The 16,863-nt window shown below is 73.8% G+C and carries 13 protein-coding genes; 3 read left to right on the plus strand and 10 right to left on the minus strand.

Translation table 11 applies throughout. The features are described 5' to 3' along the window. Positions 1-3 precede the first annotated feature (3 nt). Both GXB85_RS07970 and aspS read right to left on the minus strand, forming a co-directional pair. Positions 4-780: a GNAT family N-acetyltransferase gene (locus GXB85_RS07970; protein ID WP_161917115.1), complete on the minus strand. Its 777-nt coding sequence runs from the start codon at positions 778-780 to the stop codon at positions 4-6. Then, positions 770-2,539: an aspartate--tRNA ligase gene (gene aspS / locus GXB85_RS07975; RefSeq protein ID WP_161917116.1), complete on the minus strand. Its 1,770-nt coding sequence runs from the start codon at positions 2,537-2,539 to the stop codon at positions 770-772. Before aspS ends, GXB85_RS07970 begins: the two co-directional genes overlap by 11 nt. Before the next feature lie 115 nt (positions 2,540-2,654). Here aspS and GXB85_RS07980 point away from each other — a divergent pair, with 115 nt between their 5' ends. Beyond that, positions 2,655-3,113: a PPOX class F420-dependent oxidoreductase gene (locus tag GXB85_RS07980; RefSeq protein ID WP_161917117.1), complete on the plus strand. Its 459-nt coding sequence runs from the start codon at positions 2,655-2,657 to the stop codon at positions 3,111-3,113. A 10-nt stretch (positions 3,114-3,123) separates the two neighbouring features. Here GXB85_RS07980 and GXB85_RS07985 read toward each other — a convergent pair whose 3' ends face one another. The 4 genes from GXB85_RS07985 to GXB85_RS08000 form a co-directional block, all read right to left on the minus strand. Then, entirely contained in the window at positions 3,124-4,866 is a 1,743-nt protein-coding gene (locus GXB85_RS07985) for an FAD-dependent oxidoreductase (RefSeq protein ID WP_161917118.1), read from the minus strand. A 64-nt stretch (positions 4,867-4,930) separates the two neighbouring features. Then, the gene (locus GXB85_RS07990) at positions 4,931-5,983 is read right to left on the minus strand and encodes an Rv2578c family radical SAM protein (RefSeq protein ID WP_161917119.1); all 1,053 of its coding nucleotides are present in this window, start codon (positions 5,981-5,983) and stop codon (positions 4,931-4,933) included. 38 nt (positions 5,984-6,021) lie between these two features. Next, positions 6,022-7,419, minus strand: a complete 1,398-nt coding sequence (hisS, locus tag GXB85_RS07995) for a histidine--tRNA ligase (RefSeq protein ID WP_161917120.1) — start codon at positions 7,417-7,419, stop codon at positions 6,022-6,024. A gap of 14 nt (positions 7,420-7,433) precedes the next feature. Next, complete coding sequence (locus GXB85_RS08000) at positions 7,434-8,165, minus strand: MBL fold metallo-hydrolase (RefSeq protein WP_161917121.1); 732 nt, start codon at positions 8,163-8,165, stop codon at positions 7,434-7,436. A 154-nt stretch (positions 8,166-8,319) separates the two neighbouring features. On the opposite strand from GXB85_RS08000, the gene GXB85_RS08005 reads away from it, so the two are divergent. Together GXB85_RS08005 and GXB85_RS08010 are read left to right on the plus strand one after the other, a co-directional pair. Next, positions 8,320-9,105, plus strand: coding sequence for a peptidylprolyl isomerase (locus GXB85_RS08005; RefSeq protein WP_161917122.1), 786 nt, complete (start codon positions 8,320-8,322; stop codon positions 9,103-9,105). Beyond that, the gene (locus GXB85_RS08010; protein WP_161917123.1) at positions 9,102-10,760 is read left to right on the plus strand and encodes a DUF349 domain-containing protein; all 1,659 of its coding nucleotides are present in this window, start codon (positions 9,102-9,104) and stop codon (positions 10,758-10,760) included. Before GXB85_RS08005 ends, GXB85_RS08010 begins: the two co-directional genes overlap by 4 nt. A gap of 78 nt (positions 10,761-10,838) precedes the next feature. Here GXB85_RS08010 and GXB85_RS08015 read toward each other — a convergent pair whose 3' ends face one another. The 4 genes from GXB85_RS08015 to secD all read right to left on the minus strand — a co-directional run bounded on the left by GXB85_RS08015 (position 10,839) and on the right by secD (position 16,831). After that, positions 10,839-13,193, minus strand: a complete 2,355-nt coding sequence (locus tag GXB85_RS08015) for a bifunctional (p)ppGpp synthetase/guanosine-3',5'-bis(diphosphate) 3'-pyrophosphohydrolase (RefSeq protein ID WP_161917124.1) — start codon at positions 13,191-13,193, stop codon at positions 10,839-10,841. An 82-nt stretch (positions 13,194-13,275) separates the two neighbouring features. Continuing rightward, the gene (locus GXB85_RS08020; protein WP_161917125.1) at positions 13,276-13,812 is read right to left on the minus strand and encodes an adenine phosphoribosyltransferase; all 537 of its coding nucleotides are present in this window, start codon (positions 13,810-13,812) and stop codon (positions 13,276-13,278) included. An 11-nt stretch (positions 13,813-13,823) separates the two neighbouring features. Continuing rightward, positions 13,824-14,924, minus strand: coding sequence for a protein translocase subunit SecF (secF, locus tag GXB85_RS08025; RefSeq protein ID WP_161917126.1), 1,101 nt, complete (start codon positions 14,922-14,924; stop codon positions 13,824-13,826). Then, positions 14,924-16,831 carry a protein translocase subunit SecD gene (secD, locus tag GXB85_RS08030; RefSeq protein WP_370524095.1) on the minus strand — a complete coding sequence of 636 codons (1,908 nt, stop codon included), beginning with the start codon at positions 16,829-16,831 and terminating at the stop codon, positions 14,924-14,926. Before secD ends, secF begins: the two co-directional genes overlap by 1 nt. Positions 16,832-16,863 lie beyond the last annotated feature (32 nt).

Genomic DNA, 16,863 nt, shown 5'->3' on the forward strand with positions numbered 1-16,863 from the left:
GGGTCAGCTCGGCGGGCGGCCGGCCCCCGCCGGTCCGAACGACCGGAACTGCGCGCGCACCTCGAAGCCGAGGCCCGTGTACAGGCGGCGGGCCGGGTGGTTGTCCGCATAGACACCCAGCGACACCCAGTCGACGCCCTCGGTGAAGGCGTCACGGGCGATCGCGGCCGCGACGGCACGTCCGAGGCCCTGCCCGCGCAGCTCGGGACGCACGCCGAGGCCGTGCACGTGCCAGCTCCGGCCGTGCCTGCCGGGCAGCCCGCCCCGCAGACGCGCCCCGCCGACCGCGACCAGCCGGCCGTCCCGGCGCGCACCCCACCAGCCGGGCGGCGTCGCGTCGTGCGGATCGGCCGAGCTGCCGGGGTTGGCCACCACGAGGCACTCGGCGACCTCCGGGCCGGCATCCCGCGGCAAGCGGTCGACACCGTGGGGGTCGTCGACGTCGGGCGCGCGGTGGGCGACGAGCCAGTCCCAGGTCGAGAACGGGGCGAGGCCCAGCACGGACAGCGCGCGCTCGTCCACGCGCGTGTCCCGCGGCAGCGACATCCAGCCGACCGGCGCGAACGGCCGCGCGAGCAGCTCCTCGAGCAGCTCGTCGACCCGCCGCGCGTCACCCAGGCCGAGCAGCGTGCGCCGCCCCGCGCGCTGGACGGTCAGCAGCACGCCCTCGTCGTCGCCGACGGCGTCGAGCGACGACCAGCGCGAGCGGTCACCCGCGAGCATCGGGTGCTCGCGCCACGCACGCGGCAGCTCCTGCGGGAGCTCGAGCTCAGCGCTCACCCGTGGGCTCGGGGACGGCGTCGACCCCCGCCTCCTTGCGCTGCTCGGCGCTGATCGGCGCGGGGGCCCCGGTGAGCGGGTCGTACCCGCCGCCCGACTTGGGGAACGCGATCACGTCGCGGATCGACTCCGAGCGCGTGAGCAGGGCGACGATCCGGTCCCAGCCGAACGCGATCCCGCCGTGGGGCGGGGCGCCGTACGCGAACGCCTCGAGCAGGAACCCGAACTTCTCCTGCGCCTCCTCGGGACCGATGCCCATGACCTCGAACACGCGGCGCTGGACGTCCTGGCGGTGGATACGGATCGAGCCACCACCGATCTCGTTGCCGTTGCACACGATGTCGTACGCGTAGGCGAGCGCCGCGCCCGGGTCCTGCTCGAAGCGGTCGACCCACTCGGGCGTGGGCGAGGTGAACGCGTGGTGCACCGCGGTCCACGAGCCCGAGCCGACGGCGACGTCGTCGTCCTCACCCGTGGGCTTGAACAGCGGTGCGTCCACGACCCAGACGAAGGACCACGCGTCCTCGTCGATCAGCTCGGCGCGGCGGCCGATCTCCAGGCGCGCGGCCCCGAGCAGCGCGCGTGCCTCGGCGGGCTTGCCCGCGGCGAAGAAGACGGCGTCGCCGGGCGCGGCACCCACGGCCTCGACGAGGCCCGCGCGCTCGGTGTCCGACAGGTTCTTGGCGACGGGCCCACCGAGCTCGCCGTCCTCCCCCACCGTCACGTAGGCGAGGCCCTTCGCGCCGCGCTGCTTGGCCCACTCCTGCCACGCGTCGAAGCCGCGACGCGGGGTCGAACCGCCACCGGGCTGCACCACGGCGCCCACGTAGGGCGCCTGGAAGACGCGGAACGGCGTCTGCGCGAAGTACTCGGTGAGCTCGGTGAGCTCGAGGCCGAAGCGCAGGTCGGGCTTGTCCGTGCCGTAGCGCGCCATCGCGTCGGCGTAGGTCATCCGCGGGATCGGCGTGGGGACGGTGTACCCGATGAGCTCCCAGAGCGCGACGAGGATCTCCTCGGCGACCGCGATGACGTCGTCCTGCTCGACGAAGCTCATCTCGACGTCGAGCTGGGTGAACTCGGGCTGACGGTCCGCGCGGAAGTCCTCGTCGCGGTAGCAGCGCGCGATCTGGTAGTACCGCTCGAGGCCCGCGACCATGAGCAGCTGCTTGAAGAGCTGGGGCGACTGCGGGAGCGCGTACCAGGAGCCGGGCGCGAGCCGGGCCGGCACGACGAAGTCACGCGCACCCTCCGGGGTCGAACGCGTGAGCGTCGGCGTCTCGACCTCGACGAACTCGTGCGCGTCGAGCACCCGTCGCGCGGCGGCGTTGACCTTGGCGCGCAGCCGCATCGCGTGCGCGGGCGCCGGCCGGCGCAGGTCGAGGTAGCGGTGGCGAAGGCGCGCCTCCTCGCCCACGGGCTCGTCGAGCGCGGAGGAGACCTGGAACGGCAGCGGGGCGGCCTCGTTGAGCACGACGACCTGCTCGGCCGTCACCTCGACCTCGCCGGTCGCGAGGTTCGCGTTCTCGTTGCCCTCGGGGCGACGCCCCACCTCGCCCGTGACCTGGAGCACGTACTCGTTGCGCAGCCCGTGAGCGACCTGTTCGTCCCGGATGACCACCTGTGCCACGCCCGAGGCGTCACGCAGGTCGATGAAGGCCACACCGCCGTGGTCGCGCCGCCGGTCGACCCACCCGGTGAGGGTCACGGTCTGGCCGATGTGCTCGGCTCGCAGCGAGCCGGCGGTGTGGGTGCGGAGCACGAGGAGGTTCCTTCCGGAGGGTGCAGCGGGAGATCCGTGAGCGGGTCTGCCGGGTCGGCTGCCGAGTCTAGTGGTGGCGGCGCGAGAGGATGGGTGCACCACCGGAAGGAGCCCCATGGCCCGCAAGATCGCCACCGCCGACCGTGTGTCGCGCGACGAGCTGCTCGAGTTCCTGCGCCCGCGCCACCACGCGGTGCTGCTCACCCACCGCCGCGACGGCGCCCCGCAGATGTCCCCCGTCACGTGCGGCGTCGACGCCGAGGGTCGCGTGGTCGTGTCGACCTACCCGGACCGCGCCAAGGCCGTCAACGCGCGCCGCGACCCGCGCGTGAGCCTGTGCGTGGTGTCCGACGACTGGGACCCGTGGGTGCAGGTGGACGGCACGGCCGAGGTGCTCGACCTGCCGGAGTCCGTCGAGCCGCTCGTGGACTACTACCGCGCGATCGCGGGCGAGCACCCGGACTGGGACGAGTACCGCGCCGCGATGGTCACCCAGGGGAAGTCGCTGCTGCGCGTGACGATCGAGCGGTGGGGCCCGGTCGCGACGGGCGGGTTCCCCGCACGCCTCGCCTGAGGCGACCGGCTCAGGGCGCGGCCGGGCCCGACGGCGTGTCGGCCGGATCGGGCACGCCGTCGTCGGCCGCCGTCCAGAGCGCGGCCGGCGCGCGGGCCGGCACGACCGGGGCGCGCGGTGGCACGGGCGCGAGGCGGACGTAGCGCGTCTGGTCCGCGGGACGCGGGTCGGGCTCACCCGCGCACGGCCACAGCGCGACGGCGCGCTCGGCCTGCGCGGTGATCGTGAGTGACGGGTTGACCCCGAGGTTCGCGGTCACCGCGGCGCCGTCGAGCACGTGCAGGCTCGGGTAGCCGTGCACCCTCTGGTACGGGTCGAGCACGCCCTCGGCACCGGTGCGCCCGATCGGGCAGCCACCCAGGAAGTGCGCGGTGAGCGGCATGTTGGCCGCATCTCCCCACGAGCTCCCGGCGACGCCGCCGAGCTCCTCGGCGAGCAGGCTCGCCGTGCGGTGCGCGGCCGGGATCCACGTGGGGTTGGGCTCCCCCGGACCCTGGCGGCTCACGAGGTGCCCGCCGAGCGGGCCGCGTCGCCAGCGGGTCACGAGCGAGTTGTCGACCGACTGCATGACCAGGGCGATCGCGGTGCGCTCGCTCCACCGGTAGGGCGCGCGCGCCCGGACGGTGCGCACGGGGTGCGTCACGAGCTCACGCGCGAGGACACCGATGATGCGGAGCCAGCGCGTGGACCGCGGACCGCCCGTGGTCAGGGCGGTCTGCAGCAGCGACATCGCGTTGCTGCCCGCGGCGTACCGCACGGGCTCGACGTGCGTGCTCGGGTCCGGGAAGAACGACGACGTGATGGCCACGCCGCGGTCGAGGCGCCTCGCGTGGTCGACGCGCGGGGCGCTCGCGCCGACGAGCGCCTCGGAGTTGGTCCGCGTGAGCGAGCCCAGCCGCGGCGAGAGGGCGGGGAGGTCGCCGCGCCGTCGGGCACGGTGCAGCAGCGCCTGCGTGCCGTAGGTGCCCGCGGCGAGGACGACGTGCTCGGCCCGCCACGTCCGCCGTCGGCGATCGGCGGTGCCACGGGTCTCGACGGCCCAGCCGCCGTCCTGCGGGCGCAGCCGGGTCACGGTGGTCATCGGGACCACGCGGACGCCCGCACGCTCGGCGAGGTGCAGGTAGTTCTTCACGAGGGTGTTCTTGGCCCCCACGCGGCACCCCGTCATGCACCCACCGCACTGGGTGCACGCGGTGCGGTCGGGCCCGGCGCCACCGAAGAACGGGTCGGGCACCCGGGCCCCCGGGTCGCCGAACAGCACACCCACCTGGGTGGGGCGGTGGGTGTGCTCGACCCCCATGCGTGCGGCGACGCGTCTGAACAGATCGTCGGGCGCGGTCACGAACGGCTGGTCGGTCACGCCGAGCATCCGCGCCGCCTGCTCGTACCACGGCGCCAGCTCGGCGGCCCAGTCGGTGATCCCCGCCCACTGTGGATCGGTGTAGAACTCCGGCAGCGGGCGGTACAGCGTGTTCGCGTAGACGAGAGAGCCGCCGCCCACGCCCGCACCCGCGAGCACGAGCGAGTCCGAGACGCGGTGGATCCGCTGGATGCCGTAGCAGCCGAGGCGCGGCGCCCACAGGAACCTGCGCAGGTCCCACGAGGTGCGCGCGAGCTCGTCGTCGGCGAACCGCCGGCCCGCCTCGAGCACCGTCACGCGGTAGCCCTTCTCGACGAGCCGCAGGGCCGCGACGCTGCCCCCGAAGCCCGACCCCACGACGACGACGTCGTGCCGGCCGCCCTGGGTGGTCATGGCGCCATGGTCGCAGACCACTGCCCCGGGGAGGCCGGGGCGTCCTCGCCGCCTCGCGCCCGCCTCAGAAGAGGACGGGCTGCGCGTCCGGGACGCGCTCCGGAGCACGGCCGCCCGCCTCCGGGGCACGCCACGACGCGCCGTCCGACAGGCCGTGCCGCGCGAGCAGGTCACGCGATCGGTCGGCGAGCCACCGCGAGTACTCGCGCGGCACGTACGCCGAGCCGCCGTAGAGCCGGCGGTACGGCGCGACGAGGCGCGGGTGCTCGGCGGCGAGCCAGCGCAGGAACCACGGCTTGACCGGGCCGCGCAGGTGCAGGGGCATCAGCGTGACCCGGGTGGCGCCCGCGTCGGCGAGCCTGCCCAGGAGGTCGTCGAGGTGCTCGGTGCCGTCCGTGAGCCACGGCAGCACCGGCGCGACGAGCACGCCGCAGTCGAGCCCCGCGTCGCGCACCGCCCGGATGAGAGCGAGGCGCGCCTGCGGGGTGGGCGTGCCGGTCTCGACCGACTGCTGGAGCTCGGCGTCGCCGATCGCGAGGGAGATGGCGACGCCTACGTCGACCTCGCGCGCGGCCTCGGCCAGCAGCGGCAGGTCGCGGCGCAGCAGCGTGCCCTTGGTGAGCACCGACACCGGGGTGCGCTGCGCGACGAGCGTCTCGAGGATGCCCGGCATCAGCCGGTAGCGCCCCTCCGCCCGCTGGTACGGATCCGTGTTGGTGCCGAGCGCGACGTGCTCGCGCCGCCAGCCGGGGCGCGCGAGCTCGCGCCGCAGCACCTCCACGACGTTGGTCTTCACGACGATCTGGGTCTCGAAGTCCCGACCCGCGTCGAGCTCGAGGTACTCGTGCGTCGACCTCGCGAAGCAGTAGGTGCACGCGTGCGTGCAGCCCCGCATCGGGTTGACGGTCCAGCGGAACGGGACCCGAGAGGCGCCCGGCACGCGGTTGAGCGCGCTCTTGGCCGCGACCTCGTGGAACGTCACCCCCGCGAACTCGGGCGTACGGACCGAGCGCACGAGCCCGGACAGCGCCAGGCCGGGCAACGGCGACGCCACTCCCTGGGCGCCGTCGCCGTCACCGCCGTCACCGCCGTCGACCCGCTGCCCGTCCCACCGCACGCCCCTAGTCGAACACGTGTTCGACGTGACGGCAAGCCTCAGCGCCTGCTGACGGTCTCACCCACCTCGCCGGCCTCGACCCGCGGCCACAGGTCCTCGGCGGGCGGCTGCCACGACGTCGGGTCGGCATCGACCTGGTCACCCGAGCGGATGTCCTTGACCTGGTGCCCCTGCGCACCGCCGTCGTCGGCGGCGCTCGCGGGGAACCACACGAACGGGATGCCCCGACGGTCCGCGTGGCGGATCTGCTTGCCGAACCGTGCCGCCGCGGGTGCGACCTCGACGGGGATGCCCCGAGCCCGGAGCGCGTCGGCAACCGCCTCCGACGCTGCGCGCTCGTCCTCGGTGGTCACGGCCACGAGCACCGCCGTGGGAACCGAGCGCGTCGCCCGCACGAGGCCCTGCTGGACGAGACGCGAGACGAGGCGCGTGACGCCCACCGAGAGACCCACGCCCGGGTACGTCGTCGTGCCGTCCGTCGCGAGGGCGTCGTAGCGACCACCCGAGCAGATCGACCCGAGCTTCTCGTGCCCGACGAGCGTGGTCTCGTAGACCGAGCCCGTGTAGTAGTCGAGGCCGCGCGCGATGCGCAGGTCGGCCACGACGACGCCGGGTGCGCGCCGAACCGCGGCCGTGACGAGAGCGTCGAGCTCGACGAGACCCTGCTCGAGCTGCTCGTCGACCACGCCGTGCGTACGCGCGAGGTCGCGGACGCGCGCGACCACTCCCTCCTGGCCGTGCACGGCGGCGAGCTCGAGCATCGCGCGGGCCTGCGCCTGCGACGCCCCCGCGTCCCGGACCAGCAGCTCGGCGACGGCGTCGGGCCCGATCTTGTCGAGCTTGTCGATCGACCTCAGCACGGCCTCGACGTCGTCCAGGCCCAGACCTCGGCTGAAGCCCTCGACCACGCGCCTGTTGTTGACGCTGATGCGCACGGGCGGCATGCCCACCTCCGCCAGGGCCGCGAAGGCCTCGGCGATGACGAGAGGCAGCTCGACCTCGTAGTGGTACGGCAGCTCCCCCTGCGCGACGACGTCGATGTCCGCCTGCGTGAACTCGCGGAAGCGGCCGTCCTGAGGACGCTCGCCGCGCCAGACCTTCTGGATCTGGTAGCGGCGGAAGGGGAAGACCAGGCGCCCCGCGTTCTCGACCACGTAGCGCGCGAACGGCACCGTGAGGTCGAAGTGCAGACCGAGGCGCCCCGCACGGTCGGTCGCCTCCCCCGGGTCGGCCTGGAGCCTGTCCAGCACGTAGACCTCCTTCGAGGTCTCGCCCTTGCGCAGCAGCTGCTCGAGGGGCTCGACGGCGCGGGTCTCGATCCCGGTGAACCCGTGCAGCTCGAACGTGCGGCGGAGCACGTCGAGCACGTGCTGCTCGACGAGGCGGGCGTCGGGGAGCAGCTCGGGGAAGCCGGACAGCGGCGTGGGGCGGGCCATGGTGGGAGATCCTCTCAGGTCCGGTCGGACCGGTCGTGCCGCGCGGTGCGCAGGTACGGGTTGTCACGCAGCTCGTCGGCGATCGTGGTCGCCGGGCCGTGGCCGGGGAGCACCACCGTCCCGGGCGGCAGCAGCGCGAGCCGGCGCAGCGTGCGGGCCATCGCCGCGTCGTCGCCGCCCGGCAGGTCGGTGCGCCCGATGCTGCGCGCGAACAGCACGTCGCCGGTGAGCGCGACCGGGCCGTCGACCACGGCGTCCGACGTACGGCCCCGCAGGAGGTACACCGTCGAGCCCTCGGTGTGGCCCGGCGCGTGCAGTGCACGCAAGGTCACCGTCGCGCCGGGCGCCGCGAACGTCACCTCCGCCTCGTCCTCGACCACGTCGAGCACGCGCACGTCGCTCGGCTCGCGGTACTCCGCGCCCGGGTCGGCCGAGGCCGCGCGGGCGAGCTCGGCACCGAGCGGGCCGAGGGTGCCGAACGGGTCCGCGAGGCGGTGACGGTCCCGTGCGTGGACGTGGACCGGCACCCCGAGCCGTTCGCTCAGCGGCGCGGCGTCCCAGGTGTGGTCGACGTGCCCATGGGTGATCAGCACGGCTCGGACGTCGAGGCCTGCCTCGCGCACCAGGGTGAGCACCGAGCTCGTGACACCGAGGCCGGGGTCCACGACGACGGCCGGCCCGCCGTCGTCGCCGACCACGTGGCACGAGGCACCCAGGAGGACGGAGGTCACTGTCCTGATCTGCACCGTCGCAGCCTAGCGACGCGCGACCGAGACCAGACCGTGACGTCCGCGAGCCGCCGCGGGGTCGGAGCGCGGGGCCGCGGTTGCCTAGACTGTGGCGGGCCCGCCCCCGGCGGTCGTCCACGTCCCGGTAGCCCACGGCCCGACAGGAGCGCACGTGTCCTCGAGCAAGCGCGAGCGGGAGGCCGCACGTCGGCGCCACGAGCGGTGGCTCGAGCACCAGGCGGCTGAGCGGGCCCGCCGTCGGCGCCGGTGGACGGTGCTGGGTACGTCGCTCGGGCTCGTGCTCGTCGCGGGCGCCGTCGCCCTCGTGGTCGTGCTGGGCGGCGACGACGACCTCGCGGCGGAGCCGGCGCCGACCACGGCCGCGTCACCCGCACCGTCCCCGACCGAGGCCCCGGTGAGCGGTGAGCACGAGCGCCCCGTCCCGGACCCCTCCGTCGCCGAGGGCCGTACCTGGGAGGCGACGCTCGCGACGACGGCGGGCGAGCTCGGGCTCACGCTCGACGGCGCCGCCGCGCCCCAGGCGGTCGCGTCGTTCGTCACGCTCGCGCGCGAGGGCTTCTTCGACGGGACGACGTGCCACCGGCTCACGGACACCGGCATCTTCGTGCTCCAGTGCGGCGACCCGACGGGCACCGGCACGGGCGGTCCGGGCTATCGGTTCGGCCCGATCGAGAACGCCCCCGCCGACGACGTCTACCCGGCCGGCACGGTCGCGATGGCGCGCGTGAGCGGGGACGGCTCCAGCATGGGGAGCCAGTTCTTCCTGGTGTACGAGGACTCGACCATCCCGGCCGACGCCGCGGGTGGCTACACGGTCCTCGGCACCGTCGTCACCGGCATGGACGTCCTCGCGGACGTCGCTGCTGCCGGCATCGCCGAGGGAACCGGCTCGACGCCGGCCACCGAGGTCACCATCGAAGGAGTTGAGCTGCAGTGAGCGACCGCGAGAACGAGCAGGGCGTGCCCGAGCCCGAGGCGACCGAACCCTCTCCCCCGGCCGCACCCGACAGCGCCGGCGCCGAGGCAGGCGCGCCGCGGTCCGAAGCGGCCGCACCGGAAGGCGATGCACCCGACACCGCGGCACCGAAGAGCGACGCACCCGAGGCGGCCGCACCGAAGAGCGACGCACCCGAGGCGGCCGCACCGAAGAGCGACGCACCCGACACCGCGGCACCCGAGGCCGCAGCGGCCGCTCCTGCGCCGCCCGAGACCGCGCGACCGACGCCTCGTCCGCGTCCGGTGCCGCGCCCGAGGCCGGGCGGCGCGCCGACGCCCGCCGCCGTCGCGCCCACCGCACCGAGCGTGCCCGCACCCCCGGACCTCACGCCGGCCGAGGCCGCCGAGGCGGCGCGGTGGGGCCGCGTCGACGACGACGGCACGGTCTGGGTGCGCGAGGCCGCGGGCGAGCGCGCGGTCGGCCAGTACCCGGGCGCCGAGGCTGCGGACGCGCTGGCGTTCTACGTGCGTCGCTACGCCGACCTGCACGCCAAGGTGCTGCTGCTCGAGGCCCGCCTCCAGACGACCGACCTCTCGGTCAAGGAGATCGACACCACGCTCGAAGGCCTCACGGCCGAGCTCGCGGAGCCCGCCGTCGTGGGTGACGTGGACGCGCTGCGCACCCGGCTCGAGGGCCTCGGGGTGGTTGCCGCCGAGCGCCGCGCGGCCGCGGAGGCCGAGCGCGCTGCCGCGAAGCAGGCCGCGCTCGAGGCGAGGACGGTGATCGTCGAGGCCGCCGAGAAGATCGCCGGCACCGCTCCGGAGAAGATGCAGTGGCGCCCGGCGGGCGAGCAGCTGCGCACGCTCCTCGACCAGTGGAAGGACGCGCAGCGACACGGTCCGCGCCTGGACCGCGGCTCGGAGGACGCGCTGTGGAAGCGGTTCAGCCACGCGCGCTCGGCATTCGACAGGGAGCGGCGCCGCTGGTTCGCCGAGCTCGAGAAGCACAACTCGGCCGCCAAGGCCGAGAAGGAGAAGCTGGTCGCCGAGGCCGAGCGGCTGTCGAGCAGCACCGAGTGGGGGCCCACGACGGGTGCCTACCGCGACCTCATGACGAGGTGGAAGGCCGCGGGCCGCGCGAGCCGCAAGGACGACGACGCGCTGTGGGCCCGCTTCCGCGCGGCCCAGGACGTCTTCTTCGCCGCCCGGGACGCCGCGAACAAGGCCACCGACGAGGAGTACGGCGCGAACCTCGAGGTCAAGCTCGGGCTCCTCGAGGAGGCCGAGAAGCTCGTGCCCGTGAAGGATCTGGCTGCGGCCAAGGCGCGGCTGCGTGACATCCAGGACCGCTGGGAGCAGGCCGGCAAGGTGCCCCGCGGCGACGTGCAGCGTGTCGAGGGGCGGCTCCGCGCCGTCGAGCAGGCCGTCCGCGACGCCGACCAGGCGCAGTGGCGACGCTCCAACCCCGAGACCCGCGCCCGCGCCGAGGGAGCCGCGGCACAGCTCAACGCCGCGATCGCGGGCCTCGAGGACGACCTCGCGCGTGCCGAGCAGGCGGGCGACGCCCGTCGCGTCGCCGAGGCGCGCGCCGCGCTCGATGCGCGCCGGGCGTGGCTCGAGCAGGTCGAGCGCGCCGCCGCGGACTCGCGGGGCTGACGACGACGGGAGCTCCCCGGCGCCCACGAGGCGCCGGGGGCTCCGCCGTCGACGCTCGGTGCGCCGCTCGCGGCCGGGTCAGCCGCGGGGGGCCGGCTGCTCGGCCGCGCGCGACCCGGTGATGCGGTAGACGTCGAACACCCCGTCCACCTTGCGCACAGCCGCGAGGACCGAGTTGAGGTGAGCGGGCTCGGCCATCTCGAAGACGAACCGCGAGATCGCGACCCGGTCTCGTGACGTCGAGACGCTCGCCGAGAGGATGTTGACGTGGTGGTCCGACAGGACCCGCGTGACGTCCGAGAGCAGCCTGCTGCGGTCGAGCGCCTCGACCTGGATCTGGACCAGGAACAGCGTGCTCGCGCCGACGTCCCACGCGACGTCGACGATCCTGTCGGGCTGGGCCCGCAGGCCGTCGACGTTCTGGCAGTCGGTGCGGTGCACGCTCACGCCGGCCCCGCGCGTGACGAACCCGATGATCTGGTCGCCCGGCACCGGGGTGCAGCACTTCGCGAGCTTCGCCCAGACGTCCCCCGCACCCTGCACGACGACGCCCGCGTCGCCCGAGCGCGCCCGGCGCTGCTGGGCGCCCGGCCGCGCGGTCTCGGCGACGTCCTCCTCCGTCCCCGACTCGCCGCCCATCGACTGCACGAGCTTGTGCACGACGGTCGTCGCCGAGGCCTGGCCCTCGCCGATCGCGGCGTACAGGGCCGAGACGTCCGCGTACCGCATCTCGTTCGCGAGGGTGACGAGGGCCTCGTGGGAAAGGAGCCGCTGGATGGGCAGGTGCTGCTTGCGCATCGCCTTGGCGATCGCGTCCTTGCCGTGCTCGATGGCCTCCTCGCGGCGCTCCTTGGAGAACCACTGGCGGATCTTGTTGCGTGCACGCGGGCTCTTGACGAAGGTCATCCAGTCCCGGCTGGGGCCGGCGGTCTCCGACTTCGAGGTGAGCACGTCGACGACGTCGCCGTTCTCGAGCTCGGAGTCGAGCGGGACCAGCTTGCCGTTGACGCGCGCACCCATGGTCCGGTGGCCCACCTCGGTGTGCACCGCGTAGGCGAAGTCCACCGGCGTCGAGCCCGCCGGCAGCGAGACCACGTCGCCCTTCGGCGTGAACACGAAGACCTCGGCGCCGCGGATCTCGAAGCGCAGCGAGTCGAGGAACTCCGAGGGGTCGGCCGTCTCCCGCTGCCAGTCGACGAGCTGCCGCAGCCACGCCATGTCGCTCGCGGCGTCCACGGCACCGCCGCTCTGCTTGGCGGCCTCCTTGTACTTCCAGTGCGCCGCGACGCCGTACTCCGCACGGCGGTGCATCTCGTGGGTGCGGATCTGGACCTCGACCGGCTTGCCCCCCGGGCCGATCACGGTCGTGTGCAACGACTGGTAGAGGTTGAACTTTGGCATCGCGATGTAGTCCTTGAACCGCCCCGGCACGGGGTTCCATCGCGCGTGCAACGCGCCGAGCGCCGCGTAGCAGTCCCGGACCGAGTCCACCAGCACGCGCACGCCCACCAGGTCGTAGATGTCGGCGAAGTCGCGGCCCCGCACGATCATCTTCTGGTAGATCGAGTAGTAGTGCTTGGGCCGCCCCGTGACCGTGCACTTGATGCGCGCGGCGCGCAGGTCGGCCGTCACCTGCTCGCGGACCACGGACAGGTACTCGTCGCGTGCGGGCGCCCGCTCGGCCACGAGGTGCACGATCTCGTCGTAGACCTTCGGGTAGAGCGTCGCGAACGAGAGGTCCTCGAGCTCCCACTTGATCGTGTTCATGCCGAGCCGGTGCGCGAGCGGCGCGTAGATCTCGAGGGTCTCGCGGGCCTTGCGCTCCGCCGACGCCGCGGGCACGAACCGCCACGTGCGCGCGTTGTGCAGCCGGTCCGCGAGCTTGATCACGAGGACCCGGATGTCGCGCGACATCGCCACGACCATCTTGCGCACGGTCTCGGCCTGGGCTGCGTCGCCGTAGGTGACCTTGTCCAGCTTGGTCACCCCGTCCACGAGCATGGCGATCTCCTCGCCGAAGTCGCGACGCAGGTCGTCCAGCGAGTAGTCCGTGTCCTCGACGGTGTCGTGCAGCAGCGCCGCAGCCAGCGTGGGCGGCGTCATGCCCAGGTCCGCGAGGATCGTGGCGACGGCGACGGGGTGCGTGATGTACGGGTCGCCACTGCGGCGCAGCTGGCCGCGGTGCGCCTTCTCGGCGACGCCGTAAGCCCGATCGAGGATCGCGAGATCGGCCTTGGGATGGTTGGCGCGCACCGCGAGCATCAAGGGCTCGAGCGCGGGTGAGCCCTGAGGCGTCCGGCTGCCGAAGCGCACGAGCCTGGAGCGCACCCGCGAGCCCTCGCGCTCGCGCGGGGCAACGGGAGAGCCGCCCGCGCTCGAGGCACCGGGCACGCTCGTGGTGGGCGTGCCGGGACCGCTCGTCGAGTCGGCCATCACCCACCTCCTGCAGCGTCGATCGTCCGAGTCTAGGCGGCGTGCGGCGAGGGTCGCGCCGTGGGGCCGTCGGTCGGACGGCTCAGCAGCTCAGCAGGACGTCCAGGTCGCGGCCGCCGAGCGCGGCCCGCCCGTCGAGGAACGTGAGCTCCATCAGGAAGGCCAGCCCCACGACCTCGGCACCGCAACGCTCGAGCAGCTCGACCGTGGCGCCCGCCGTGCCACCTGTCGCGAGCACGTCGTCCACGACGAGCACACGGGCTCCGGGAGCCACGGCGTCGGCGTGCACCTCGAGCACCGCGCTCCCGTACTCGAGCTCGTAGGCCCCGCTGAGCGTGCGCCCGGGGAGCTTCCCCTCCTTGCGGACGGGGACGAAGCCCACGCCGAGCTCGACCGCCACGGGTGCGCCGAGGATGAACCCCCGCGCCTCCATCCCCACCACGAGGTCGACCCGGCCGCGCACGCGCGCCGCCATGTGCTGGACGACGGCTCGGAACGCGTCGGCATCTGCGAGGAGCGGCGTGATGTCCTTGAAGACGACTCCGGGACGTGGGTGGTCCGGGACGTCGGTGACGAGCGCGCGGACCCGCTCGGTGAGGTCGCTCGCCCGCTCATCCACCGGGGGCAGCGTCACGGCCGGCGCCCGGGGCGACGGCGCCGCGGCTGTGCACGGGAGCCGAGGTGCTGACCGGGGACCAGCGCACCCACGTGCACGCGCTCGTGACCGGCGTCGGATCCGTCGGTCGCGCCGGCCTCCGCGCGCAGCCGGTGGATCATCGCGGTGTGCTCGGCGACGCGTGGCTCACGCTCTCGCATCCAGACCAGGAGCGGCGTCGCGACGAACACGGACGAGAAGGTGCCGACGAGGATGCCGATGAACAGCGCGAGTGCGATGTCGCGCAGCGTCCCCGCCCCCAGCAGGAAGGCACCGATGAAGAGGATCGCCGCCACGGGCAGGACCGCGACGACCGACGTGTTGATCGACCGCACCAGCGTCTGGTTGACCGCGAGGTTGGCGAGCTCGCCGTAGGTGTAGCGACGCTGGTCGAGCGCGGGCGCCACGTTCTCACGCACCTTGTCGAACACCACGACGGTGTCGTAGAGCGAGTACCCGAGGATCGTGAGGAAGCCGATCACTGTCGCGGGCGTGACCTCCCAGCCGATGCCGGCGTAGAGCCCGACGGTGATGACCAGGTCGTGCAGCAGCGCGACGATGGCCGCCGCGGCCATGCGCCAGTCACGGAAGTAGACCGTCATCACGAGAGCGACGAGGCCCAGGAAGATGACGAGGGCCCGGAGCGCCTTGCTGGTGACGTCGTCGCCCCAGGTCGGACCGATCGACGTGGTGCTGATCTCGGCAGGGTCCACCTCGTAGGCAGCCGCCAGGGCGGCCTCGAGGTCGTCCGAGGTCTCCTTGTCGATGCTGAGCGTCTGGACGCGCACCGAGTCGCCGCCGAGGGACGAGACACGCGGCGCCTCGTCCCCGACGATCGACGTCACCGCGTCGATCGCGGGCTGCTGCTCGGTGGTCGCTGCCCCCGAGATCGTCAGCTCCGCGCCACCGCGGAACTCGATGCCGGTGTTGAGCCCCCGCAGGAGCAGCAGGCCGGTCGACGCCGCGAGCACGACCAGCGAGATCACGAACCACGTGCGGCGGCGGCCGACGATGTCGTACGAGCGGGCGCCCGAGTAGAGCTCGTTGCCCCAGCGGGACATGCGCGACGCGGCCATCAGAGGTCCTTCCCGTCGGTGCCGGCATCGCCCTCGGGCGCGGGCGCCGGAGCCCCTGCAGCGGCACGACGCTCGGCCGCGCGACGCTCGGCGATGGTCATGCGTCCCGCCGCGACGGGCTCGCCGTCGGTGCTCGGCGACGGAGCCGAGGCCGAGGCCGGGCGCGCGGGAGCTCCCCGGTCCGCGGGCTGACCGGCGGCGACCACACGGCCCCGGCCGACGTAGCGCGAGCGGCCACCCAGCTGCTCCGGGTCGAGACCCGACAGGCGGTGCCCCTGGCCGAAGAAGCGGGTCCGCGCGAGCAGGAGCATCAGCGGGTGGGTGAAGAGGAAGACGACCACGAGGTCGACCACGGTCGTCAGGCCGAGCGTGAACGCGAATCCACGCACCCCACCCACCGCGAGGAAGTACAGGACCACCGCGGCGAGGAAGCTGATCGCGTCGGAGGCCAGGATCGTGCGCCGCGCACGGGTCCAGGCCGCATCCACGGCTGCGACGAGCGTCCGGCCGTCGCGCAGCTCGTCGCGGATGCGTTCGAAGTAGACGATGAACGAGTCCGCCGTGATGCCGATCGCGACGATCAGGCCGGCGACGCCGGCCAGGCTCAGGCGGTAGCCCTGGACCCACGACAGCAACGCGATCAAGCCGTAGCTCACGAGGCCGGCGACGACGAGCGACCCGATGGTCACGAGGCCGAGACCCCGGTACTGCGCCAGGGAGTACAGCGCCACGAGTGCGAGGCCGATCGCTCCCGCGAGCAGCCCGCGCTCGAGCTGCTCGGAGCCGAGCGTCGCCGAGATCTGCTGCTCGCTCTGCACCTCGAACGTGAGCGGGAGCGAGCCGAAGCTGAGCTGGCGCGCGAGCGTGCCGGCGCTCTCGCGGTCGAAGTCGCCCGAGATCTCCGCGTTCCCGTCAGGGATCACCGTGTTCACGGAGGGGGCCGAGATCACCAGCCCGTCGAGCACCATCGCGAACTGGTTGCGGGGCGGCTCGAGCGAGAGCAGGCGCGTCGTGACGTCGCGGAACGTCCTCGTCCCCTCGCCGTCGAAGCTCAGGTTCACGACCCACTCGTTGGTGACGGCCCCGGTCTGCGTGACGCGCAGGCCCGACGTGGCGTCGTCGATGCTCGTGCCCTCGACTTCGACCGGGCCGAGCAGGTACTTCGCGAAGCCGGAGGCATCGCACGCGACGACCGCGGCGTCCTCGGGGCCCACGAGGTCCGGCCCACCGGTGAGGTTCGCCTCGTCGGTGCAGTCGTAGGCCTCGAACTCGGCCGCGAGCTCGTCCGTCACCCATGCCAGGTCGCTCGGGTCCGCAGGCTCCGGCGCCTCAGCCGCGGGCTCCTCGGCGGCGGGCTCCTCGGCCGCCGGGTCCTCGGTCGCGGGCTCCTCGGTGGCCGACCCGTCCGCATCCTCGGTCGCCGGGTCCTCGGTCGCCGGGTCCTCCGCCGCAGGGTCCTCGGTGGCGGTGCCCTCGTCCGCAGCAGGGTCCTCGACCGCCGTCGTCGCCTCCGGGCCGCTGACGGCCAGCACGGGGCGGAACAGCATGCGCGCCGACTGGCGCACGAGGTCCAGCGTCTCCTCGCTCGGGGTGCCCGGGAGGGCCACGACGATGTTGCGGCCGCCCTGGCTCGTGATCTCCGCCTCCGCGACGCCCGAGGCGTCGACGCGCTGCCGGATGATGTCGATGGCCTGGGCGATCGTCTCCTCGTCGATCTCGACGTCCTCGTCGGAGACCGGCGTCAGGATGATCTGCGTGCCACCCTCGAGGTCGAGGGCGAGCTTGGGCGTCAGCGAGGCGTTCGACCACTGCGTGCCTGCGAGCAGGCCGCCGAACATCAGCAGGATGAGGACGCCCAGCGTCACCAGCGTGCGCACCGGTCGACGTCGGGTCGGGGTTGTTGCCACGGAGTGTCTTCTCTCGTCCTTCGGGGCGCCGA

Origin of the sequence: Cellulomonas sp. APG4 (assembly GCF_009996735.1) — a bacterium.
Taxonomy (GTDB): domain Bacteria; phylum Actinomycetota; class Actinomycetes; order Actinomycetales; family Cellulomonadaceae; genus Actinotalea.